The sequence below is a fragment of the Microbacterium gilvum genome (assembly GCF_039543865.1).
In the GTDB taxonomy this organism is placed as follows: Bacteria; Actinomycetota; Actinomycetes; order Actinomycetales; family Microbacteriaceae; genus Microbacterium; species Microbacterium gilvum.
In genome coordinates, this window is sequence record NZ_BAABKO010000002.1 from 19,624 (window position 1) to 38,305 (window position 18,682).

At 70.7% G+C, this 18,682-nt stretch carries 18 protein-coding genes; 5 read left to right on the forward strand and 13 right to left on the reverse strand.

Going from position 1 to position 18,682, the window contains the following annotated elements; genetic code table 11:
- Nucleotides 1–88: 88 nt before the first annotated feature.
- The 4 genes from ABD998_RS05925 to ABD998_RS05940 form a co-directional block, all read right to left on the reverse strand.
- Nucleotides 89–3,559, reverse strand: a complete 3,471-nt coding sequence (locus ABD998_RS05925) for an efflux RND transporter permease subunit (RefSeq protein WP_345437000.1) — start codon at nucleotides 3,557–3,559, stop codon at nucleotides 89–91.
- 122 nt (nucleotides 3,560–3,681) lie between these two features.
- Complete coding sequence (locus ABD998_RS05930; protein WP_345437002.1) at nucleotides 3,682–4,041, reverse strand: fluoride efflux transporter FluC; 360 nt, start codon at nucleotides 4,039–4,041, stop codon at nucleotides 3,682–3,684.
- The gene (locus ABD998_RS05935) at nucleotides 4,038–4,427 is read right to left on the reverse strand and encodes a fluoride efflux transporter FluC (protein ID WP_345437004.1); all 390 of its coding nucleotides are present in this window, start codon (nucleotides 4,425–4,427) and stop codon (nucleotides 4,038–4,040) included. Before ABD998_RS05935 ends, ABD998_RS05930 begins: the two co-directional genes overlap by 4 nt.
- 99 nt (nucleotides 4,428–4,526) lie before the next feature.
- Entirely contained in the window at nucleotides 4,527–4,715 is a 189-nt protein-coding gene (locus ABD998_RS05940; protein ID WP_345437006.1) for a DUF3073 domain-containing protein, read from the reverse strand.
- A gap of 154 nt (nucleotides 4,716–4,869) precedes the next feature.
- Here ABD998_RS05940 and ABD998_RS05945 point away from each other — a divergent pair, with 154 nt between their 5' ends.
- Nucleotides 4,870–5,421, forward strand: coding sequence for a universal stress protein (locus ABD998_RS05945; protein WP_345437008.1), 552 nt, complete (start codon nucleotides 4,870–4,872; stop codon nucleotides 5,419–5,421).
- Nucleotides 5,422–5,441: 20 nt separating this feature from the next.
- Here ABD998_RS05945 and ABD998_RS05950 read toward each other — a convergent pair whose 3' ends face one another.
- Together ABD998_RS05950 and ABD998_RS05955 are read right to left on the reverse strand one after the other, a co-directional pair.
- The gene (locus tag ABD998_RS05950) at nucleotides 5,442–6,044 is read right to left on the reverse strand and encodes a PadR family transcriptional regulator (RefSeq protein WP_345437010.1); all 603 of its coding nucleotides are present in this window, start codon (nucleotides 6,042–6,044) and stop codon (nucleotides 5,442–5,444) included.
- Nucleotides 6,044–6,928, reverse strand: coding sequence for a DUF4097 family beta strand repeat-containing protein (locus ABD998_RS05955; protein ID WP_345437012.1), 885 nt, complete (start codon nucleotides 6,926–6,928; stop codon nucleotides 6,044–6,046). Before ABD998_RS05955 ends, ABD998_RS05950 begins: the two co-directional genes overlap by 1 nt.
- Nucleotides 6,929–7,098: 170 nt before the next feature.
- Between ABD998_RS05955 and ABD998_RS05960 the strand changes: the two genes are divergently transcribed.
- Together ABD998_RS05960 and ABD998_RS05965 are read left to right on the forward strand one after the other, a co-directional pair.
- Nucleotides 7,099–7,857 (forward strand): MerR family transcriptional regulator, encoded by a 759-nt coding sequence (locus ABD998_RS05960; RefSeq protein ID WP_345437014.1) that lies wholly within the window; start codon nucleotides 7,099–7,101, stop codon nucleotides 7,855–7,857.
- Between the two features lie 85 nt (nucleotides 7,858–7,942).
- Complete coding sequence (locus ABD998_RS05965; protein WP_345437016.1) at nucleotides 7,943–8,518, forward strand: HdeD family acid-resistance protein; 576 nt, start codon at nucleotides 7,943–7,945, stop codon at nucleotides 8,516–8,518.
- 51 nt (nucleotides 8,519–8,569) lie between these two features.
- Here the strand turns inward: ABD998_RS05965 and ABD998_RS05970 are convergent, their stop codons facing one another.
- The 6 genes from ABD998_RS05970 to ABD998_RS05995 form a co-directional block, all read right to left on the reverse strand.
- Entirely contained in the window at nucleotides 8,570–9,631 is a 1,062-nt protein-coding gene (locus tag ABD998_RS05970; RefSeq protein ID WP_345437018.1) for a Gfo/Idh/MocA family protein, read from the reverse strand.
- Nucleotides 9,631–10,356: a cupin domain-containing protein gene (locus ABD998_RS05975; RefSeq protein ID WP_345437020.1), complete on the reverse strand. Its 726-nt coding sequence runs from the start codon at nucleotides 10,354–10,356 to the stop codon at nucleotides 9,631–9,633. The genes ABD998_RS05970 and ABD998_RS05975 overlap by 1 nt, the downstream gene beginning before the upstream one ends.
- The gene (locus ABD998_RS05980; protein ID WP_345437022.1) at nucleotides 10,353–11,483 is read right to left on the reverse strand and encodes a Gfo/Idh/MocA family protein; all 1,131 of its coding nucleotides are present in this window, start codon (nucleotides 11,481–11,483) and stop codon (nucleotides 10,353–10,355) included. Before ABD998_RS05980 ends, ABD998_RS05975 begins: the two co-directional genes overlap by 4 nt.
- Nucleotides 11,484–11,546: 63 nt before the next feature.
- On the reverse strand, nucleotides 11,547–12,857 hold the full coding sequence (locus tag ABD998_RS05985; RefSeq protein WP_345437024.1) for an ABC transporter substrate-binding protein: 1,311 nt from the start codon (nucleotides 12,855–12,857) through the stop codon (nucleotides 11,547–11,549).
- Nucleotides 12,858–12,877: 20 nt separating this feature from the next.
- Nucleotides 12,878–13,792 (reverse strand): carbohydrate ABC transporter permease, encoded by a 915-nt coding sequence (locus ABD998_RS05990; RefSeq protein ID WP_425562949.1) that lies wholly within the window; start codon nucleotides 13,790–13,792, stop codon nucleotides 12,878–12,880.
- Nucleotides 13,782–14,735, reverse strand: a complete 954-nt coding sequence (locus ABD998_RS05995) for a carbohydrate ABC transporter permease (protein ID WP_345437026.1) — start codon at nucleotides 14,733–14,735, stop codon at nucleotides 13,782–13,784. The genes ABD998_RS05990 and ABD998_RS05995 overlap by 11 nt, the downstream gene beginning before the upstream one ends.
- Before the next feature lie 148 nt (nucleotides 14,736–14,883).
- Between ABD998_RS05995 and ABD998_RS06000 the strand changes: the two genes are divergently transcribed.
- Entirely contained in the window at nucleotides 14,884–15,870 is a 987-nt protein-coding gene (locus ABD998_RS06000; RefSeq protein ID WP_345437028.1) for a LacI family DNA-binding transcriptional regulator, read from the forward strand.
- A gap of 226 nt (nucleotides 15,871–16,096) precedes the next feature.
- Nucleotides 16,097–17,461, forward strand: coding sequence for a right-handed parallel beta-helix repeat-containing protein (locus tag ABD998_RS06005; RefSeq protein ID WP_345437030.1), 1,365 nt, complete (start codon nucleotides 16,097–16,099; stop codon nucleotides 17,459–17,461).
- 108 nt (nucleotides 17,462–17,569) lie between these two features.
- Here the strand turns inward: ABD998_RS06005 and ABD998_RS06010 are convergent, their stop codons facing one another.
- A complete protein-coding gene (locus tag ABD998_RS06010; RefSeq protein ID WP_345437032.1) occupies nucleotides 17,570–18,607 on the reverse strand; it encodes an aldo/keto reductase in 1,038 nt (345 codons plus the stop codon).
- Nucleotides 18,608–18,682: the final 75 nt, after the last annotated feature.

Below are 18,682 nucleotides of genomic sequence, written 5' to 3' on the forward strand. Positions count from 1 at the left end.
GTGTCCGAAGCCGACCGCACCACGTTACCGGGCCCGACTGGGAAACGCCCCTGCACCCGGAATCGGCGCGGCGCGCACCGACCCGCTGCTACCGCGGGCGGTGCTGAACGGGTGCCGCGGTCGGCAGGCCGTCCGCGGGCGCCGACCGACCACTCGTCGCTGTCCCCGCCGTGCCCGCCTCGGCGGTCACGGCGACGGAGACGGACACCGTCACGGGCGCGCCCGACGACACCTGCTCCGAGACGACGGTGCGCGCCACGGGGATCGCCTCTGCCGGCGAGCTCACGGCCTGCGCGGAGTCCCGCCTCGAGACGCGCGAGACCGGAGACGCGGGGGCCGCGGCGACGGGCGCATCCTCCTCCGAAGGCGCCGCGGAAGCCGGCGCGCCGGCGGACGCGGGCGATCCGCCGCCATCCGGCTCGGTCGCGGGCCCGCCGTGCTCGCCCGACCCGCCAGGCCCACCGGTGCCTCCGCGCCGGGCGATCCGCCGCTCCTTCGCGCCCTCGACCAGGTTGTAGAGCGTCGGCAGCACGATGAGGGTGAGGAACGTCGACGAGACCAGGCCGCCGATGACGACGATCGCGAGCGGCTGCGAGATGAACCCGCCGTGCCCCGTGATACCCAGCCCCATGGGCGTGAGCGCGAAGATCGTCGCGAGGGCCGTCATGAGGATGGGCCGCAGTCGCATCGACGCGCCGGCCAGCGTCGCGTCGTGCGTCGACAGTCCCTTCTCGCGGTACTGGTTGACGAGGTCGACGAGCACGATCGCGTTCGTCACGACGATGCCGATGAGCATGAGCACGCCGATGAGCGACGCGACGCCGAGCGGCACGCCCGTGACGACCTGCAGCAGGATGGCCCCGGTGGCCGCGAACGGCACCGACACGAGCAGCAGGATCGGCTGGCGCAGCGACTTGAAGGTCGCCACCATCACGACGTACACGATGAGGATGGCCGCGAGCATCGCGAGACCGAGCTGGCTGAACGAGTCCGCCTGCTGCTCCGCGACGCCGCCGACCGACGCCGATGCGCCGTCGGGGAGGTCGGCCGCCTCGATCGCGGCGGCGGCCGAGGCGGTCGCCACCGCGAGGTCGTCGCCCGCGGGCGGCACCGTGATGGTCGCCGTGCGGCGCCCGTCGACCGTCGTGATGGATGCGGGGCTCGCGCTCTCCTCGATCGTCGCGAGGTCCTGCAGCTGCACGACCCCGGTGGCCGTCGGGATGTCCAGCTCGCGCAGCTGCGCGACCGTCGCCGGCGGGTCGGACACCGCGATGTAGATGTCGAGGGAGGCCTCCTCGAACTCGACGCTCCCCGCCTGCTGCGGCTGCATGGTCGACGACACGATCGAGCCGATCGCCGCCTCCGACAGCCCGGCTTCCGCTGCCGCGTCGCGATCGACCTCGACGGCGATGTACGGCAGCGACGAGGCGAGGTCGTCGGTGACGGCGCCCACGCCGTCGCGGCCGTCGAGCTCCGCGACGATGGCGTCGGTCGCCGCGGCGAGCACGTCGGAGGTCGGTGCCTCGACGCTGATCGCGATATCGCTCGACCCGAAGCCGGCTGCGGCCGAGACGGTGAGGTCGCCCGCGTCGTCGAGGGCGTCGAGGGCGTCCTGCACCTCCGCGCGAAGCTCCTCCTGGTCGACGCCGTCGGCGCTCATGACGGAGTACGTGACGCCGCCCCCGCCCGAGAACGCGTCGGAGAGGGCGGAGCCGCTCGATCCGACCGACACCTGCACCGTCTCGATGCCGTCGATCCCGTCGAGCACCTCTTCCACGCGCTGTGCGGCGGCGTCCTTCGCCTCGAGGCTCGCCGTGTCGCCGAGGTCCTGCGAGATCGTCATGGTGTTCTGCCCCGAGTCGCCGAGGAAGTTCACCTTCATGAGGGGAGCGAGCGCGACGGTGCCGACGAGCACGACGACCGCGAGCGCGACCGTGAGCCCGGAGTGCCGCAGCGTCCATCCGAGGATCGGGTGGTAGGCCCGCTGCAGACGGGACGGCGGCGCGTCGGGGTGCTCGGGATCGATCGGATGGCCGTGCTCATCGAGGAGCGGCTTGCCGGGTCGCATGAACCAGTACGCGAGCACGGGCACGATCGTCAGCGCGACGAGGAGCGACGCGGCCATCGCGATCGTCACCGTCATGGCGAACGGACGGAACAGCTCGCCGACCATGTCGCCGACGAACACGATCGGCAGGAAGACGGCGACGGTCGTGATCGTCGACGCCGTGACCGCTCCGGCGACCTCGCGCACGGCAAGGCGGATGGCCGAGCCCTTGTCGGCGTCGCCCACGTAGTGCCGCTTGATGTTCTCGATGACGACGATGGAGTCGTCGACGACGCGGCCGATCGAGATCGTGAGCGCGCCGAGCGTGAGCATGTTGAGCGTGTAGCCGAACGACTGCATGCCGATGAACGTGATCAGCACGCTCGTCGGGATGGAGATGGCGGTCACGATCGTCGAGCGCACCGACAGCAGGAACACGAGGATGACGATGACGGCGAACACGAGGCCCAGCAGCCCCTCGGTCGCGAGCGTCTCGATCGACTGCACGATGAACGGCGCCTGGTCGAAGACGACCGTGAACTCGGCGTCGGGGAGCGTCTCGCGCAGGTCGTCGAGCACCGCCTGCACGCCCTCCGAGACCTCGACGGTGTTGGCGTCGGGGAGCTTCGTGATGGAGATCGAGATGGCGTCCTCGCCGTTCACGCGCGACAGCGACGTGACGGGATCGTCGTTCTGGGCGACGTCGGCGACGTCGGCGATCGTCACGACCGGCGCGGGCACCGGCACCCCCGTCGCCGGGTCGACCGTCGCGGTCGTCGCGAGCGGCAGCGCACGCAGCTGGTCGAGGTCGGCGATCTTCGCCCCCGTCTGCACCGTGAGCGTACGATCGTCCTCCGTGATGTCGCCGCCCGGGAACAGGTTGCCGTTCTGCTGCAGGGCGTCCGAGATCGCCTGCTGAGTGAGACCGGCGGCCGCCAGCGCCTCGGTGTCGGGGGTGATCGTGATGCGCTGTCCAACGCCGCCGACGATCTCGGCGGCGTTGACGCCCTCGACGTCCTCGAGGTCGGGGATGGCGATCGACTCGAGCTGCGCCTGCGCCTCGTCCGCCTCGCCCAGCCCCGACGCCGCGACCTGGATGACGGGGAGGTCGTCGATGCTGATGGCGAGCACCTGCGGCTCGACGCCGTCGGGCAGCTGGCTCGAGATCCGGCTGATGGCCTGCTGCATCTTCTGCTCGGCTGTCGCGAGGTTCGCGCCGTAGGAGAACGTCGCCTGGATGATCGACGAGTTCGTCGTCGACGTCGCCGACGACGACTCCAGGTCGGGGACGCCGGCGATCGCGGTCTCGATCGGCGTCGACACGTCGGCCTCGACGACCTCGGGCGAGGCGCCGGGGTACGTCGTCATGACGACGAGCGAGGGCAGCTCGATCGACGGGATGAGCTCCTGCTTGAGGTTCGTGAGCGACAGCCCGCCGAAGACGGCGGCGCAGATCGTGATGAGCGCGATGAGCGCCCTGTTCTTGAGGCTGAGGACGGCGAGCTTCGACACAGGTCTCTCTCGTTCGGGATGGCCGGGCGAGGCGCGGACGGACCTCGATACGGTCCTGTATCCGCGATGTCATTCTCGCATCGGGCAGCGTCCGGGCACGTCCCCCCAGGGGATGATCTCCGTCAGAGCAGAGCGGCCGTCCCGAGCCCCGCCGCCGCCGACGCTACGCACACCGCGAGGGTGCCGAGGGCATCCGCGATGGCAGCGCGCGTGCGCCCCTCCCGCAGGAACGCCGCGGAGTCGAGGGCGACTGTGCTGAAGGTCGTGTATCCGCCGAGCAGACCGGCTCCGACGGCCGCGAGCCAGACCGTGTCGGAGACCGCGCCCGTGAGGAGCCCCAGCGCGAACGACCCCGTCGCGTTCACGACGAGGATGGCCCAGGGGAACCCGTGCGGCAGCACGCGCCCGAGCAGCACGTCGACGAGCCAGCGGGCGCCGGAGCCGATGCCGCCGGCGATCGCGACGACGAGCAGGAGGATCACGACGACCGCCTCGCGACGAGCCGGGTGCCGACGGCGAGCCCCGCGAGGGCGGCCGCGGTCGCCGTGGCCGCGAGCACGACGGCGCCGAGCAGCGCGATCGCCGCCCCCTCTGCGAGCAGCGACGCGGTCTGCACGGCGAAGGCGCTGTAGGTCGTGAACCCCCCGAGCACGCCGGTGCCGAGGAAGGCCCGGAGACGGGGGCGGCGGTCGGCGACGGCACCAGCCACGACGCCGAGGAGGAAGGCTCCGACGAGGTTGATCGCCGCCGTCGTGACGACGACGGCGTCCGCATCGGAGACCACCAGGGCGTAGCGGAGCGCGGCGCCGACCGCCCCGCCCGCGATCACGGCGGGAAGGAGCGACCAGCGGATCGGAGGGCGGCTCACCGCGTCATGCCCCGACGCGCATGGAACGACGGGCGGACGCACGAAAGTCGCCGCGGACGGATGTCCGCAGCGACTGCGCGGGTGTGGACCCGAGAGGAGCTATGCCTTCTCGAGTTCGTCTTCGTCTTCGTCCTCGTCGGCGTACTGGTCCGCCCAGCGGTCGACGTACTGGTCGTCCTCGGGATGACCGAGCTCCCGCTCGAGGGCCGAGTAGTCGACAGCAGGGCTGAACGACTTGAGTTCGCGGGCGAGCTTGGTGTGCTTCGCCTTCTGACGGCCACGGCCCATGGGCGAGACCCCCTTATGTCAATGGCAACGGGCTTATTCGCCGGCCCGTATGCGATCACTTCGGACAGCCGGCGGTTGCCGGAAAGAGTATGATCCACGATACCACGCGGCCTCGCCACCGGCCGGGCTGCGGCATCGGAGAGAGGACGCGGTCATGAGCGACAACGAGGTCTCCCCCGTCGAGGAGACGCACGATCCGGGTGCGGACACCGCCCTGCAGGGAGCCGTCGTCGTGGGGGTGATCCCCGGCCAGACGCCGCGTGTCGTGAAGGAGGCGGCGCGGTACGCACACCTCCTGCATGCCCCGCTCGTCGTCGCGCACGTCGACGTCACGCGCTTCGTCACCTACGAGGACCCCGACGGGTTCGTGCAGACGGCACCCGTCGACATCCACATCGACGCGGGAGCGGAGGAGCTCGCGGCGGTGACCGCGGCCGCGGAGGCCGCGCTGTCGGGCAAGGACGTGGCGTGGTCGGTGAAGCAGCTCGTCGGCGACCCCGCGCTCGCGATCAAGCACTTCGCCGACCGCGTGGATGCCCGTCTCCTCGTCGTCGGCACCCGCAAGCGCGGGTTCGGCGAGTCGGTCCGCGAGTTCTTCACGGGCTCCGTGGCGGCACGACTGTCGCATCGGCAGCACCGGCCCATCCTCGTCGTGCCCGTGAGCGAGCCGCTCGCCGACGACGAGGACTGGCCCGTGGAGGCCTGAGCGCCGACGCGGCGGGACCGTCAGCCGAGCGATCGGCGGACGGCCTCGGCGGCGTCGTCGAGGGCGCGGGCGAGGTCGTCGACGACGGACGCCGCGAGCTCGCCGCCCCGGGCGACATGCGTCCGGAGATCGGCGCGGACGCGTCCGCGGAAGTCGTTCACGAGCACGTCGACCCGCTGCAGCTGGTCCCGCGAGCGCACACGCGGGTCGTCGCGCGTCTCGGGCCGCGCCGGCTCACCCGGCGTCCGCGCGGCCGCTGCGAGGTCGGCGCGCAGGCTCCGCATGGCGTCCTGCACGCTCGCGCGCACGCCGTCGGCGATGAGGCGCACCGAGTCCGCGAGACCCTCCTGGATGCCGTCGATGTCCGCTGCGCGGGCGGCGACCTCCGCTCGGCCCGCCTCCGTGATGGCGTAGACGGTCTTGCGTCCGTCCGCCGACTTCGTGACGAGCCCCTCCTCCTCGAGCTTCGCGAGCCGCGGGTAGATCGTGCCCGCGCTCGGCGTGTACGTGCCGCCGGTGCGTTCGGACAGCGCCTGCATGATGTCGTAGCCGTGCCGCGGCGTCTCGTCGAGCAGGGCGAGCAGATAGAGCCGCAGGTCGCCGTGGGAGAAGACGGGGGGCATCAGGCGCTCCGCTCCTCACCCGACGCACCGCCGGGCCACTCGACCTGCTCGTCGGTGTCGCCGGCAGGGGCGGACGGGTCGTCCCGCCGCACCACGGTGATGTCGCCGGAGACGGTGTTGACGCCCACGTCGACGAACGCGCTCGAGAGCTCGCCCACCGAGCCGGTGTAGTTCGACGGCCCCGACGACGCGTACCGGACGCCGTCGACGAGGATTCGCCCGCTCGCGGAGCGCGCGACGTAGTTCGCGGGATAGCCCGCGTCGAGGCGGACCGTCACGGCGCCGCTCACGCCGTTGACGGAGATGCGCGAGACCGGGCCCTCTGCGTCGACGAAGGTCGATCCCGAGACGGAGTCGACGTCGACCTTCGTGACCGTGCCGGTGACGGCCACATCACCGGAGACCGTGTTCGCCGAGAACGGACCGGTGAGGCCGCGCACCTGGATGTCGCCCGAGACGGCGTTGGCTCCCAGATCGCCGCGGAGGCCGTCGACGAGGATGTCGCCCGACACCGTGTTGAGACGGGTGTGCCCCTCCACTCCCGAGACGAGGGCGCCCGCGCTCACGACACCGAGCGTGAGGGCGATGGCACGGGGGACGGCGAGGCTCACCTCAGCGCGCGGGCCCCCCGACCCGAAGTTGCGGAACACCTCGAGGAAGTTGTCCCACCGCAGCTGCGCGTGGTCGAGCTCGAGCTCGTCGCCCGTCACCTCCACGCGGAGGTCCTTGACGCTCACGCCGTGGACCTCGAGCCGCACGTGCGGCTCGTCGTGCGCGATGACGTCGACCTGCCCGCCGACGAGCCCCACCTTGAGACGACGGATGCCCTCGACGTCGATGACGCGGGTCTCACCCGGGTGGATGAGCCACTTCTCGTCTGCCATGATCTGCTCCTGTCCGCCGGGTACCCGGCCGTGGGTTTCGAGATATATCTCGATGCGAACGAGTAGAACACGATATATCTCGATGCGCAAGCACGTATCCGGAGAGCATCCTTGACCTTGACGCAACGTCAACTCATACCGTGGGGCCATCCACACGAGAGGAGGACAGCATGGAGTGGTCCATCCAGCAGATCGCGCGGCTCACGGGATCGACGAGCCGCACGCTGCGGCACTACGACGACATCGGGCTGCTGCCGCCGTCCCGCGTCGGGACCAACGGCTACCGCTACTACGACGAGCGCGCCCTCGTGCGCCTGCAGCGCATCCTGCTGCTGCGCGAACTCGGGCTCGGCCTGCCGCAGATCGCGGAGGTGCTCGCGACGGACGTGACTCCCGTGCGGGCGCTCGAGACGCACCTCGCGTGGCTGACCGCGGAGAGGGTCCGACTCGAACGGCAGATGAAGGCCGTCGCGTCGACCATCCGCTCGCTCGAGGAAGGCAGGGAGCTCATGGCGGAGGACATGTTCGACGGATTCGACCACGCACAGCACAGGGAGGAGGTGGAGGAGCGCTGGGGGCGCGACGCGTACGCCCGGGGCGACGCCTGGTGGCGCGGGATGTCCGACCCCGAGCGCGCCGCGTGGAAGGACCGCTCCGCTCGGCTCGGCGCCGATTGGATGGCGCTGGCGGCGTCGGGCGCGGATCCTGCGTCGGATGCCGCGCAGGAGCTGGCGCGCCGCCACGTCGAGTGGCTGCGGGGCATCCCAGGGACGCCGTCGGCGACCCCCGGCGGCGACGAGAAGGCCTATGTCGTCGGGCTCGCCGAGATGTACGTCGCCGATGAGCGCTTCGCCGCGAACTACGGCGGCGCCCATGGCGCGGCGTTCGTGCGCGACGCGCTCGCGCGTTACGCCGGAACGCACCTGTAACCAGGCGTCGCGCGCGGCGCGGCCCTTTCCGGGGACGCGCCGCACGCACTAGCGTCGGGAGAACAGACCGGCAACAGGAGGAATCGTGACGGACACCACGCACCAGCCCATCGGACTCGCGCGAACCCTGCGGACGATCGCGATCGTGACGGGCGTCGTCTCGCTCATCGCGGGTGTGGTCATCCTCATCTGGCCGCTCAAGTCGGCCGTCGCGATCACCGTGCTCATCGCGATCTACACGCTCGTCGCCGGTGTCATCAACATCGCGCTCGCGATCTCCTCGAAGGGGCTCGGCGGATGGCTGCGGGTCGGCATCTCGCTGCTCGGCATCCTGTTCGTCGTCTCGTCGATCGTCGCCTTCGCGAACCTCACCTCGACGACCGTGCTGCTGGCGACGTTCGTCGCCATCATGCTGGGCGTCTCGTGGATCGTCGACGGCATCGTGTCGCTGTTCGCGCTGGGCGGGCCGAAGGATCCGTTCAGCCCGGTTCCGCGCTCGAAGGGCTGGACGATCGCCTTCGCGATCATCAGCATCCTGGCGGGTGTCGTCGTCATCCTCTCCCCGCTCCTCACGGCGGTCTGGCTGTGGCTCTTCATCGGCGCCGCGCTCGTCGTCTTCGGCATCATCCAGGTCGTCCGCGCCGCGACGCTGGAGCGCTGATCCGCGCCGCCCGCCCGCTCCGGCAGGGAGCGGGCGGGCGGGCATCCGATATCAGCCCGCGAGCACCTCGGCCTGCTGCTGGGCGAGGATGCTGAGCTCGGCGGCGGCGAACGCGTGCTCCTGCGTCATCGCCGTCTCCGTGCGGTCCAGGCTGTCGCGGATCAGACGACCGAAGAACGGGAAGCCCGTCTTCCCCGCGGCGTCGAACCGGTACTGCCCCTCCTGGTCCACGAGGAGCACCTGCCCTCCCCCGTTGTCGGTCGTGATGTCGACGTACTTGCGCAGCTCGAGGTAGCCGTCGGTGCCGAGGATGAGCGTGCGGCCGTCGCCGAACACGTCGAGACCGGCGGGGGTGAACCAGTCGACCCTCACGTAGCCGCTCGTGCCGTTGTCGAGCACGACGTGCGCGTCGCCGAAGTCCTGCAGGCCGGGGGTGTCGGCGTGCGCGTAGTTCGCGACGGTCGCGCTCGCGATGCGACCGCCCGTCGCGCCCGTGTAGTGCAGCATCTGCTCGAAGTTGTGGCTGCCGATGTCGCAGAGGATCCCGCCGTAGCGCGCGGGATCGTAGAACCAGTCGGGCCGCCCCGTGCCCACGCGGTGCGGCCCGAACGACACGACCTGCAGCACGCGGCCGATGGCCCCGCGCTCGATGAGCTGGCCGGCGAGCAGCGCCGCCTCGGAGTGCACCCGCTCGCCGTAGTAGACGGCGAAGATGCCGCCCGTGCGCGCGACGGCGGCACGCGCCGCCTGCAGATCGTCGAGGGTCGTGAGGGCGGGCTTGTCGGCGAAGTAGTCCTTGCCCGCGTCGAGCACGCGCACGCCGAGCGGCGCGCGATCGGAGGCGACCGCGGCGCTCGCGACGAGCCGGATCGCCGGGTCGTCGAGCACCTCCTGCTCGCTCGCGGCGGCGCGCGCCTGCGGATACCGCGCGATGATCTCCTCGACCTTTGCGGGATCGGGGTCGAAGACGGCCGAGAGCGTGCCGCCGGCCCGGACGAGCTCCTCCGTCATCCCGTGGATGTGGCCGTGGTCGAGGCCGACGGCCGCGAAGACGAACTCCCCCGGTTCGACGACGGGTTCGGGAAGCGGATCGAAGGTGTACGGATGGCTCATCATGCGTCCTCTCGGTCGGTCACGTCGTAGGTGCGGAGACGGCCGCACATGCCGAAGCCGCGCTCGCCCGTCGAGGCGGCGGCCTCGTGCACGCGTGCATGGGCGAGGTGCGCGACGGAGCCGGACGCGACCGCCTCCGCGAGCGCGAGCGAGCGCTCCGCCTGTGCCAGCGGCCGCTCGCGGACGAGGTCGGCCCACGCCGCCGCTCGCCCGCGGACGAGGGCACCCGCCGCGACGTGGAAGGCATCGAGCGGCGCGCGGTCGCCCGTGAGGACGGCGTCGCGCAGCACCTCGAACCCGGCGACGGCGAGGTCGCGGCGCCGCGCGGCGCGCTCGGCGCGGCCGTCCTCTCCTCCGAGCGCGGCGGCGTCGGCGTACGCCGCGCCGTCCGCCACGACCTCCGACGGGAACGTCATGACGGCGTCGCCCGCCTCGGGGAGGCCCGCATTGCTCATGAGCACGACGACGCGCAGGTCGCCGCGGTTCACCGCGCGGTGGATGGTTCCGGGCGTGAACCACACGACGTCTCCCGCGGCGAGCGCGGTCTCGCGGAACCCGGTCGCGTCGATCGTCTGGAGCGCCCCCTCCCCCGACACCACGACGTACGCCTCGGTCGAGACGAGGTGCATGTGCGGGCTGCCCCCGCAGATGCCGTCGGGCGCCTGGTCGCCGTAGACGTCGAGATGCGACAGCGACGTGCCGCCGGGGAACGACGACGCCGTCACGATGCGGCCTCGGCGAGCGACGCGGTCTTCTCGAAGAAGTGCGGCGCGTGCGCGACGAGCTGCCCCGCCCGGTAGTACGGGTCGGAGGCGGCGAGGGGCAGCGCGACGATCTCGCGCTCGAACCCGGCCTTGTAGATCGCCGTGACGACCTCGACCGCGTCGCGGCCGTCGCGTCCGCCCGCGACGGGTGCGCGGCCGTCCCGGATGGCGGCGAGCAGATCGCCGATCTGGCCCTCGTGGCCGAGGTGCGAAAGGGGGGCGCGCTCGGCCACGAGCGCCTCGATGCGCGCGACGAGGTCGGCGTCGCCCCCCTCCGCCGGGAAGCCGTCGGCGCGCGAGCGCTCGGCGACGACCTTCCACGGCTGCGAGACGCGCGCGTTCGCCCCCTGGATGACGATCTCCTGCTCCTCGCCGTGGTGCACGACCGAGCTCGTCAGCTGCGCGAGCCCCCGCTCGTACCGGAACACCGCGACCGAGAGGTCCTCGACCTCGGCGTTGTCGTGCTGCGCGTTGGCGAGCATCGCCGTGATCTCGGTCGGGCTGCCGAGCAGCCACAGCAGGAGGTCGATGTGGTGGATGGCGTGGTTGAGCGTGCAGCCGCCGCCCTCCTTCTCCCACGTGCCGCGCCACCACAGGTCGTAGTAGGGCAGCCCCCGCCACCATGCGGAGTCGACGCGAACATGCGAGATCGACCCGAGCAGCCCGGAGTCGACGACGGCCTTGAGTGTCGCGAGGTCGTCGCGGAACCGGTTCTGCGCCACGACCGACAGCAGCTTGCCCGAGCGCTCCTGCGCCGCGAGCATGGCGTCGCACTCCTCGAGCGAGGGCGCCATCGGCTTCTCGACGAGCACGTTCACCCCCGCGTCGAGGGCGCCGATCGCGAGCGCGGCGTGCGTCGACGGCGGCGTCGCGACGCTCACGAGATCGAGACCCGCCTCCGCGATCATCGCGAGCGGGTCGTCGAACGCCTGCGCGCCGGCGAGCCCGAACGCCTCCGCCTTGGCCGCGGCCTTCCCCGGCATGACGTCGGCGAGCGCGACGATCTCGCACTGGTCGGGAAACGCGAGGTACCCGCTGATGTGCGCGTCGGCGATGCCGCCCGTGCCGATGATTCCGATTCTGAGCATGCTCTCTTTCACTCTCCAGGGAGGGGATGGCGGCCCCGGCGGCGTGCCGGGGCCGCCGGGTCGTCAGTTGGCCGCGTCGATCGACGACTGCAGGTCGGCGATGTAGCCCTCTGCGGCGTCGGCGGGCGTGGTGCGCTCGAACAGGACCTCCTGCATGTAACGCAGCAGCAGGGCGTCCTGGTCGGACGAGCCGCTCGGAAGGGGCGCGGGGGCATCGCCGAGACGCGGCAGCTCGCTCTCGGAGTACTCCACCGCCTTGACCTCCTCCGGCGTGAGGTCGTCGGCGATGATGTCGAGCGTGCTCGACAGCGCGGGAAGGCCCCGCTCCGTGCCGAGGATCTTCACCGCCTCGGGGTCGTTGAGGAAGAAGTCGATGAGGGCCGCGGCCTCTGCGGGGTGCTCCGACTGCGACGAGATCGACCAGTACATCCCCGGCTTGAAGTAGTCGTACGTCTCCACGCCGTCGGGGATGGTGGGGAGCTCGACGAGCTCGATGTTGGCGCCGGACGCCTGCGAGTACGCGGAGACCTGCGTCGCGTAGATGAACGACGACACGACCTTGCCGGTCGAGATGGGCAGCTGGTCGAGCGCCAGGCTCGACGTCTCCGCGAACACCGAGGCGGGCGCCGCGGCACCGCTCTTCGTCCAGTCGAGCGCTTCCTGGAAGTAGGCCTCGAGGGTCGCGGGATCGATGGACACCTGGGTGCCGTCGAACAGCTGGTCGCCGTGCTGGCGCGCGAAGAGGTTGAGCATGTGCCCGTTCTGCATGATCGAGCCGCCGTAGACGCCGGCGGGTGCCGCCTGCGTCACCTGCTGTGCCCAGGCCTCGTACTCGTCGTAGGTCCAGCCGTCGGTATCGGGCAGCGGCACCCCGATCTCGTCGAGGAGGTCGGTGTTGACGGCGACCGTCATGCTGGAGGTCGAGATCGGCACGGCGTAGAGGCCGTCGTCCCACGCGCCCATGTCGCGCACGCTGTCCTCCATGCCGGAGGTGTCGATGTCGTAGTCGCCGAGCTCGACGAGCGACCCGCGCCCCGCGTACTCGGCGAGGTAGAGCAGGTCCATCTGGACGACGTCGGGGGAGTTCTTGCCTGCCGTCGCGGTGGCGAGCTTCTCCCAGTAGCCGCTCCAGTCGGCGAACTCGGGCTCGACCGTGATGTTCGGGTACTCCTCCTCGAAGAGGTCGATGACCTCCTGCGTGCGCTGATGGCGGGCGTCGCCGCCCCACCAGTACATGCGGAGGGTGACGGGCTCGTCGCTGAGCTCGGTGGAGGCGTCGCCGGCCGCTCCCGTGCCGAGCCCGCAACCGGCGAGCCCGAGCGCGAGCGAGGCGGCGACGATGCCGGCTCCGGCGCGAAGGGTGGTGCGCTTCATGATTCTCCTTGTGAGGGGGCCTACTTGAGGCCCGTGGTGGCGATGCCCTTGATGAGGAACTTCTGCCCGAAGGCGAAGATGAGGACGAGCGGGATGATCGACACGACGCTCATCGCGAACATGGCGCCGAACGACGAGGACGACTGCGCGTCGATGAACGACCGCAGCGCGATCGGCACCGTGTAGTTCGCGGGGCTCGTGAGGAAGATGAGCTGCGAGAAGAAGTCGTTCCACACCCAGATGAAGGTGAAGATCGTCGTCGTCGCGAGCGCCGGCATCATGAGGGGCAGCAGGATCTGGAAGAAGATGCGGCCGTGCCCGGCCCCGTCGATGCGGGCCGCCTCGTCGAGCTCCTTCGGCAGGCCGCGGATGAACTGCACCATGAGGAAGATGAAGAACGCGTCGGTCGCGAGGAACTTCGGCACGATGAGCGGCCAGAACGAGTCGTTCAGGCCGAGCTGCGCCCAGAGGATGTACTGGGGCACGATCACGACATGGATCGGGAGCATGAGCGTCACGAGCATGTAGGCGAACGCGGGCCGCTGGAAGCGGAACCGCAGCCGCGCGAACGCGTAGGCCGCCAGCGAGCAGCTCAGCAGGTTGCCGATGATCGAGCCGAGCACGATGACGCCGGAGTTCAGCAGGTACTGCCCGAACGGCGTGCCGAGCGCGGTCCATCCGTAGGTGTAGTTCTCCCACTCGAACGTCGTGAGCAGGAGCGACGGGTTCGAGAAGATCGCCCCCTCCGGACGGAGCGATGACACGACCATCCACAGCACGGGGTAGAGCGAGACGACGACCATGACGATCATGACGGCGTGGCGGGCGGCCGTGCCCCAGCGGGATCGGCTGGGCTGCCGGTAGGGCCGTGCGGACCTCCGGCGGCGCCCCTTCGGGGTGACGATCGTGCGCGTGGTGATGTTCTCAGTCGTCATAGTGCACCCAGTACTTCGAGAGCCAGAAGTTCACGGCGGTGAGCACGCCGATGATGATGAGGAGCAGCCAGGCGAGCGCCGAGGCGTAGCCCATCCGGAAGGAGCCGAAGCCCTCCTGGTAGAGGTACAGCGTGTAGAAGAGCAGCGAGTCGGCGGGGCCGCCCGTGCCGCCCGACACGATGAACGCCTGCGTGAACGCGGAGAAGGAGTTGATCACCGCGAGCACGAGGTTGAAGAAGATGATGGGCGTCAGCAGCGGCAGGGTGATGGCGCGGAACCGCCACCAGGCGGGCGCGCCGTCGGTCGCCGCGGCCTCGTACAGCTCCGCGGGGATCTGGCGCAGGCCGGCGAGGAAGATCACCATGGGCGACCCGAACATCCACACGTGCAGCAGGATGATCGTCGACAGCGAGGTCTCGGGGCTCCCGATCCAGCTCGTCGACGATTCGATGCCGATCGCGCCGAGCAGCGTGTTGAGCAGCCCCTCCGCGCCGAAGATGAGCCGCCACAGCATCGCGATCGCGACGGACGCGCCGAGCAGGCTCGGCAGGTAGAACGCCGAACGGTAGAAGCCGAGGCCGCGCATCCCCTTGTCGAGCAGGATGGCGAGGCCGAGCGCGACGATGAGCTGCAGCGGGACGCCGATGAGGACGTAGAGGAACGTCACGAGCAGCGACTGGTGCAGGCGGCTGTCGCCGGCCATCCGGGCGTAGTTCTCGAGTCCGACCCAGTTCGGATCCTGCAGCAGGTTGTAGTCGGTGAACGAGAGGTAGAGCGACATCAGGATCGGACCGAGCGTGAGCACGGCCGCACCGACGATGAACGGGGCGAGGAAGACGAGCGCCGCCCTGTTGTCTGGGGCAGCGGCCCTCCGCTCCTCCTTCGACCTCCGTCTGCCGCGCTCGCGGGCATGCGACATGCTCCGCAGTTCAGCGATGCTCATGGTTCTGCGCATCCTCCTCGATGTCAGTGGATCGCTGTTCCTACGTATTACTAATACGTAGTACTAAGACGTATTAGGTAGTATGGCGGCAGCAGTCCCCGCCGTCAACCGCTTTCTCGGCACCGGGGTGCGGAGAGGGGGCCTGTGCATGGAGAAGCGCGCGACGAGCCGCGACGTGGCCCGCGTGGCCGGCGTCTCGCAGTCCACCGTGTCGTTCGTGTTCACGGGGCGCGAGGGCATCTCGGAGGCCACGCGCGAGCGGGTGCTGCACGCCGCGGCGGAGCTCAACTATCGACCCAACCTCGCGGCGCGTTCCATGCGCACGCAGCGCACCGGCCGCGTGGCGGTGCTCATGACCGTCTCGGCCCTCAACCCCCAGGATCTGCTGCACGGCGTGACCGACGCCGCCGGCGAGGCAGGCTACGTCGTCGAGGTCGTCTACGTGCCGGGCGACCCCGGTGCGCGCAGCGTGCGCATCGGGGAGCTCGTCGACTCCCGTCAGTACGAGGGCATCCTGTCGTTCACGCCTCTCCGCACCCCGTCGACGGCGGCGGAGGACACCGTCGTGCTGTCGCTCAGCGAGTTCGACGAGGAGATGCACATGACGGGCGAGTTCACGGATGCGCGCCCCGTCGTCGAGATGATGGAGCGCCTCGCCGAGCTCGGGCACACCCGCTTCCTGCATATCACCGGCTCGCTGACGTACCCGTCGGCCGTCGCCCGCCGCGACGCGTACCTCGCGACCGTCGAACGGCTCGGGGCGACCTCGCTCGGAGTGATCGAGGGTGACTGGAGCGCGGCGACGGGCTATGCGACGGTGGCGGGGCTGCCCGACGACACGCCCCCGTTCGCGCTCATCGCGGCCAACGACCTCGTCGCGACGGGGGCCCTGCGCGCGGCCGTGCTGCGCGGATGGTCGGTGCCGGGCGATCTCAGCATCACCGGCTGGGACGACACCGACCAGAGCGCCTACCTCGTCCCCTCGCTCACGACCGTGGTGCAGGACCGCGAGGCGCTCGGGGCGAACGCGATGCGCCGGCTCGTCGCGGCCATCCGCCGCGAGCCCGTGCCGGAGCCCGCGACGGGACTGCAGCACGTCGTCTGGCGGGAGTCGGTCGGGGCGCCGCGCGCGTGAGCGGGCGGCGCGGCGCGCGGCGCTTCGCCAGTGCGGATGTAGACCAAAACGGCACGATCGCCCGACATCCGCACTGGCGAGTGAGGCGAAACCCCACATCCGCACTGGCGAAGCGGCAGCCCCGTGTCCGGCTTTGTCCGAACGCGGGGCCCCGGCTGAGGACGTCGGGGAGGATGGCGCCACCCGGACGGCGCCGATGCCGCTGGAGCGATCGAATGGAGAGACGATGACGTTGCTCGGTTCACGACCCGTCGCGCTCGGCGCGGCACTCGCCCTCGTCGCCGCCTGCGCGGCGCCCGCGGCCGCCCATGCCCACCGCCCGGCGCAGGCCGCCGCCGCCGGGGCGGTGTACTTCATATCGCCCACGGGCGACGATGCCGCCGCCGGCACGAAGTCGAGCCCGTGGGCGAGCATCGAGCGCGCGCAGGAGGCCGTCGGACCGGGCGACACGGTGTACCTGCGGGGCGGGACATACGCGTACGACGATGCGCTGCGCGACTGCTCGAGTCAGACCGACCGCGTCGAGGTCGTCGCCCTCGCGGTCGACGGCACCGACGACCATCCGATCACCTACGCCGCGTACCAGGACGAGACCCCGGTGCTCGACTTCTCCGGAGTGCTCGACGACTGCCGCATCAAGGGCATCAGCATCACGGCTGACTGGCTCGTGATCGAGGGGCTCGAGGTCACCGGCGTGCGGCAGAACAACTCCCTCAACAACGAGTCCTGGGGCATCTGGATCTCCGGCAGCCACAACCTCGTCGACGAGGTCGACACCCACCACCACATGGGCCCCGGTCTGTTCATCTCGGCGGGTGGAGGCAACACCGTTCGGGACACCGACTCCCACGACAACTACGACCCCTTCTCGAAGTCGGGAGCGGGCCAGAACGCCGACGGATTCGGCATGCACACGGCGGCGGACGGACTCGCGCAGACCGTCTTCGAGGGGTGCCGCGCGTGGTCGAACTCCGACGACGGATGGGACCTCATCAACGCCGCCTCCCCTGTGCTCATCGACCGCTCCTGGGCATGGCTGAGCGGATACCTGCCCGATGGCAGCCACGAGCCCGCTCCGGCCGGGAACGGCAACGGCTTCAAGGCCGGCGGCTACGGCGGAGAGTGGGAGGAGCCCTCCGCGGTCCATACCGTGCAGCGCTCGGTCGCGTTCGGCAACCGCAACGCCGGGTTCTACGCGAACCATCACACCGTCGCGAACGTCTTCGTCAACAACACCGCGTTCGACAACAGGCAGGACTACAACATGCTCGGCGTCGCGCCCGACGGCACCGACATCGGCATCGGCCAGCTGCGCAACAACGTCTCCTACAGCGCTGGCGGCAATCGATGGCTCGACGGCACCGACTCGGCTTCCAACACGTGGGACCTCGGCATCGCCCTCACCGACGCCGACTTCCTCTCGGTCTCGGCAACCGGATGGGACGCACCGCGGAAGCCCGACGGCTCCCTGCCCGCGCTCACCCACCTGCGGCCATCCGCCGACGGCGCCCTCATCGACGCGGGCGTCGACGTCGGCCTTCCCTATACGGGGGCGGCACCCGATCTGGGGGCCTTCGAGTCCGAGGGATGACGGCGCTTCGCCAGTGCGGATGTAGACCAAATCGGCACGATCGCACGACATCCGCACTGGCGAGTGAGGCGGAAGCCGACATCCGCACTGGTGAAACGGCCGCCGCCGCTACACCGAGCCGCCCGAGGGGGCGGCGAACTCCTCGAGCGCGGCCACGGCGTCCGCCGGCAGGTCGGCGCGGCTCGCCGCCACGGCGTCGTCGATCTGGCTCGGACGCGAGGCTCCGATGATGGCCGTCGTGACGACGGGGTCGCGCAGCACCCAGGCGATCGCGAGCTGCGGGATCGAGAGGCCGACCTCCCTCGCGACGCCGTCGATGCCGCGGATGCGGCGCAGGTAGTCGTCGGTGATGGCCGACTCGTTCAGGAAGAAGCTGCCCGCAGCCCGCGACCCAGGCGGGACAGTGCCGTCGAGGTACTTGCCGGTGAGCAGCCCCTGCGCGAGCGGCGAGAACACGGCGCTTCCCACCTGCAGGTCCCGCAGGGCCGGGAACAGCTCGGCCTCCGGCGTGCGGTCGAACAGCGAGTACCGGGGCTGGTGCACGAGCAGCCGCACGCCCTCGGCGGCGAGCAGCTCGTGCGCGCGGCGGGCGAGAGGCGCAGGGTAGTTGGAGACGCCGACGTAGAGCGCCTTGCCGCTGCGCACGATCGACGCGAGGGCTCCTACGGTCTCCTCCAGCGGCGTCTCGGGGTCGGGACGGTGGTGGTAGAAGACGTCGACGTAGTCGAGGTGCGTGCGCGCGAGCGTCTGGTCGAGCGAGCTCACGAGGTACTTGCGCGAGCCGCCGTCGCCGTACGGTCCCGGCCACATGTCGTAGCCGGCCTTGCTCGCTACGAACAGCTCGTCGCGGTATCGGCGCAGGTCCGACTCGATCACGGCGCCGAACGTCGACTCCGCGGCCCCGTAAGGCGGGCCGTAGTTGTTGGCGAGATCGATGTGGACGACGCCCCGGTCGACCGCGTGCAGGATGATCTCGCGCTGGCTCTCGAACGAGCGGTCGCGCCCGAAGTTCTGCCACAGGCCGAGCGAGATGCGCGGCAGGCGCACGCCGCTCGCGCCGGCGCGGAGGAAGGGGACGTCGTCGTAGCGCGTGTCGGCGGCGACGTGCGTCGGGCGCAGTCGGGGGTCGTCGGCGGCGATGGGCATGGCACTCCTCGGCGAGCGGGCGGATGGGGGCGCCGCGTCTGACGAGAGCGGCACCCGATGCTACCGCGGGAAGCG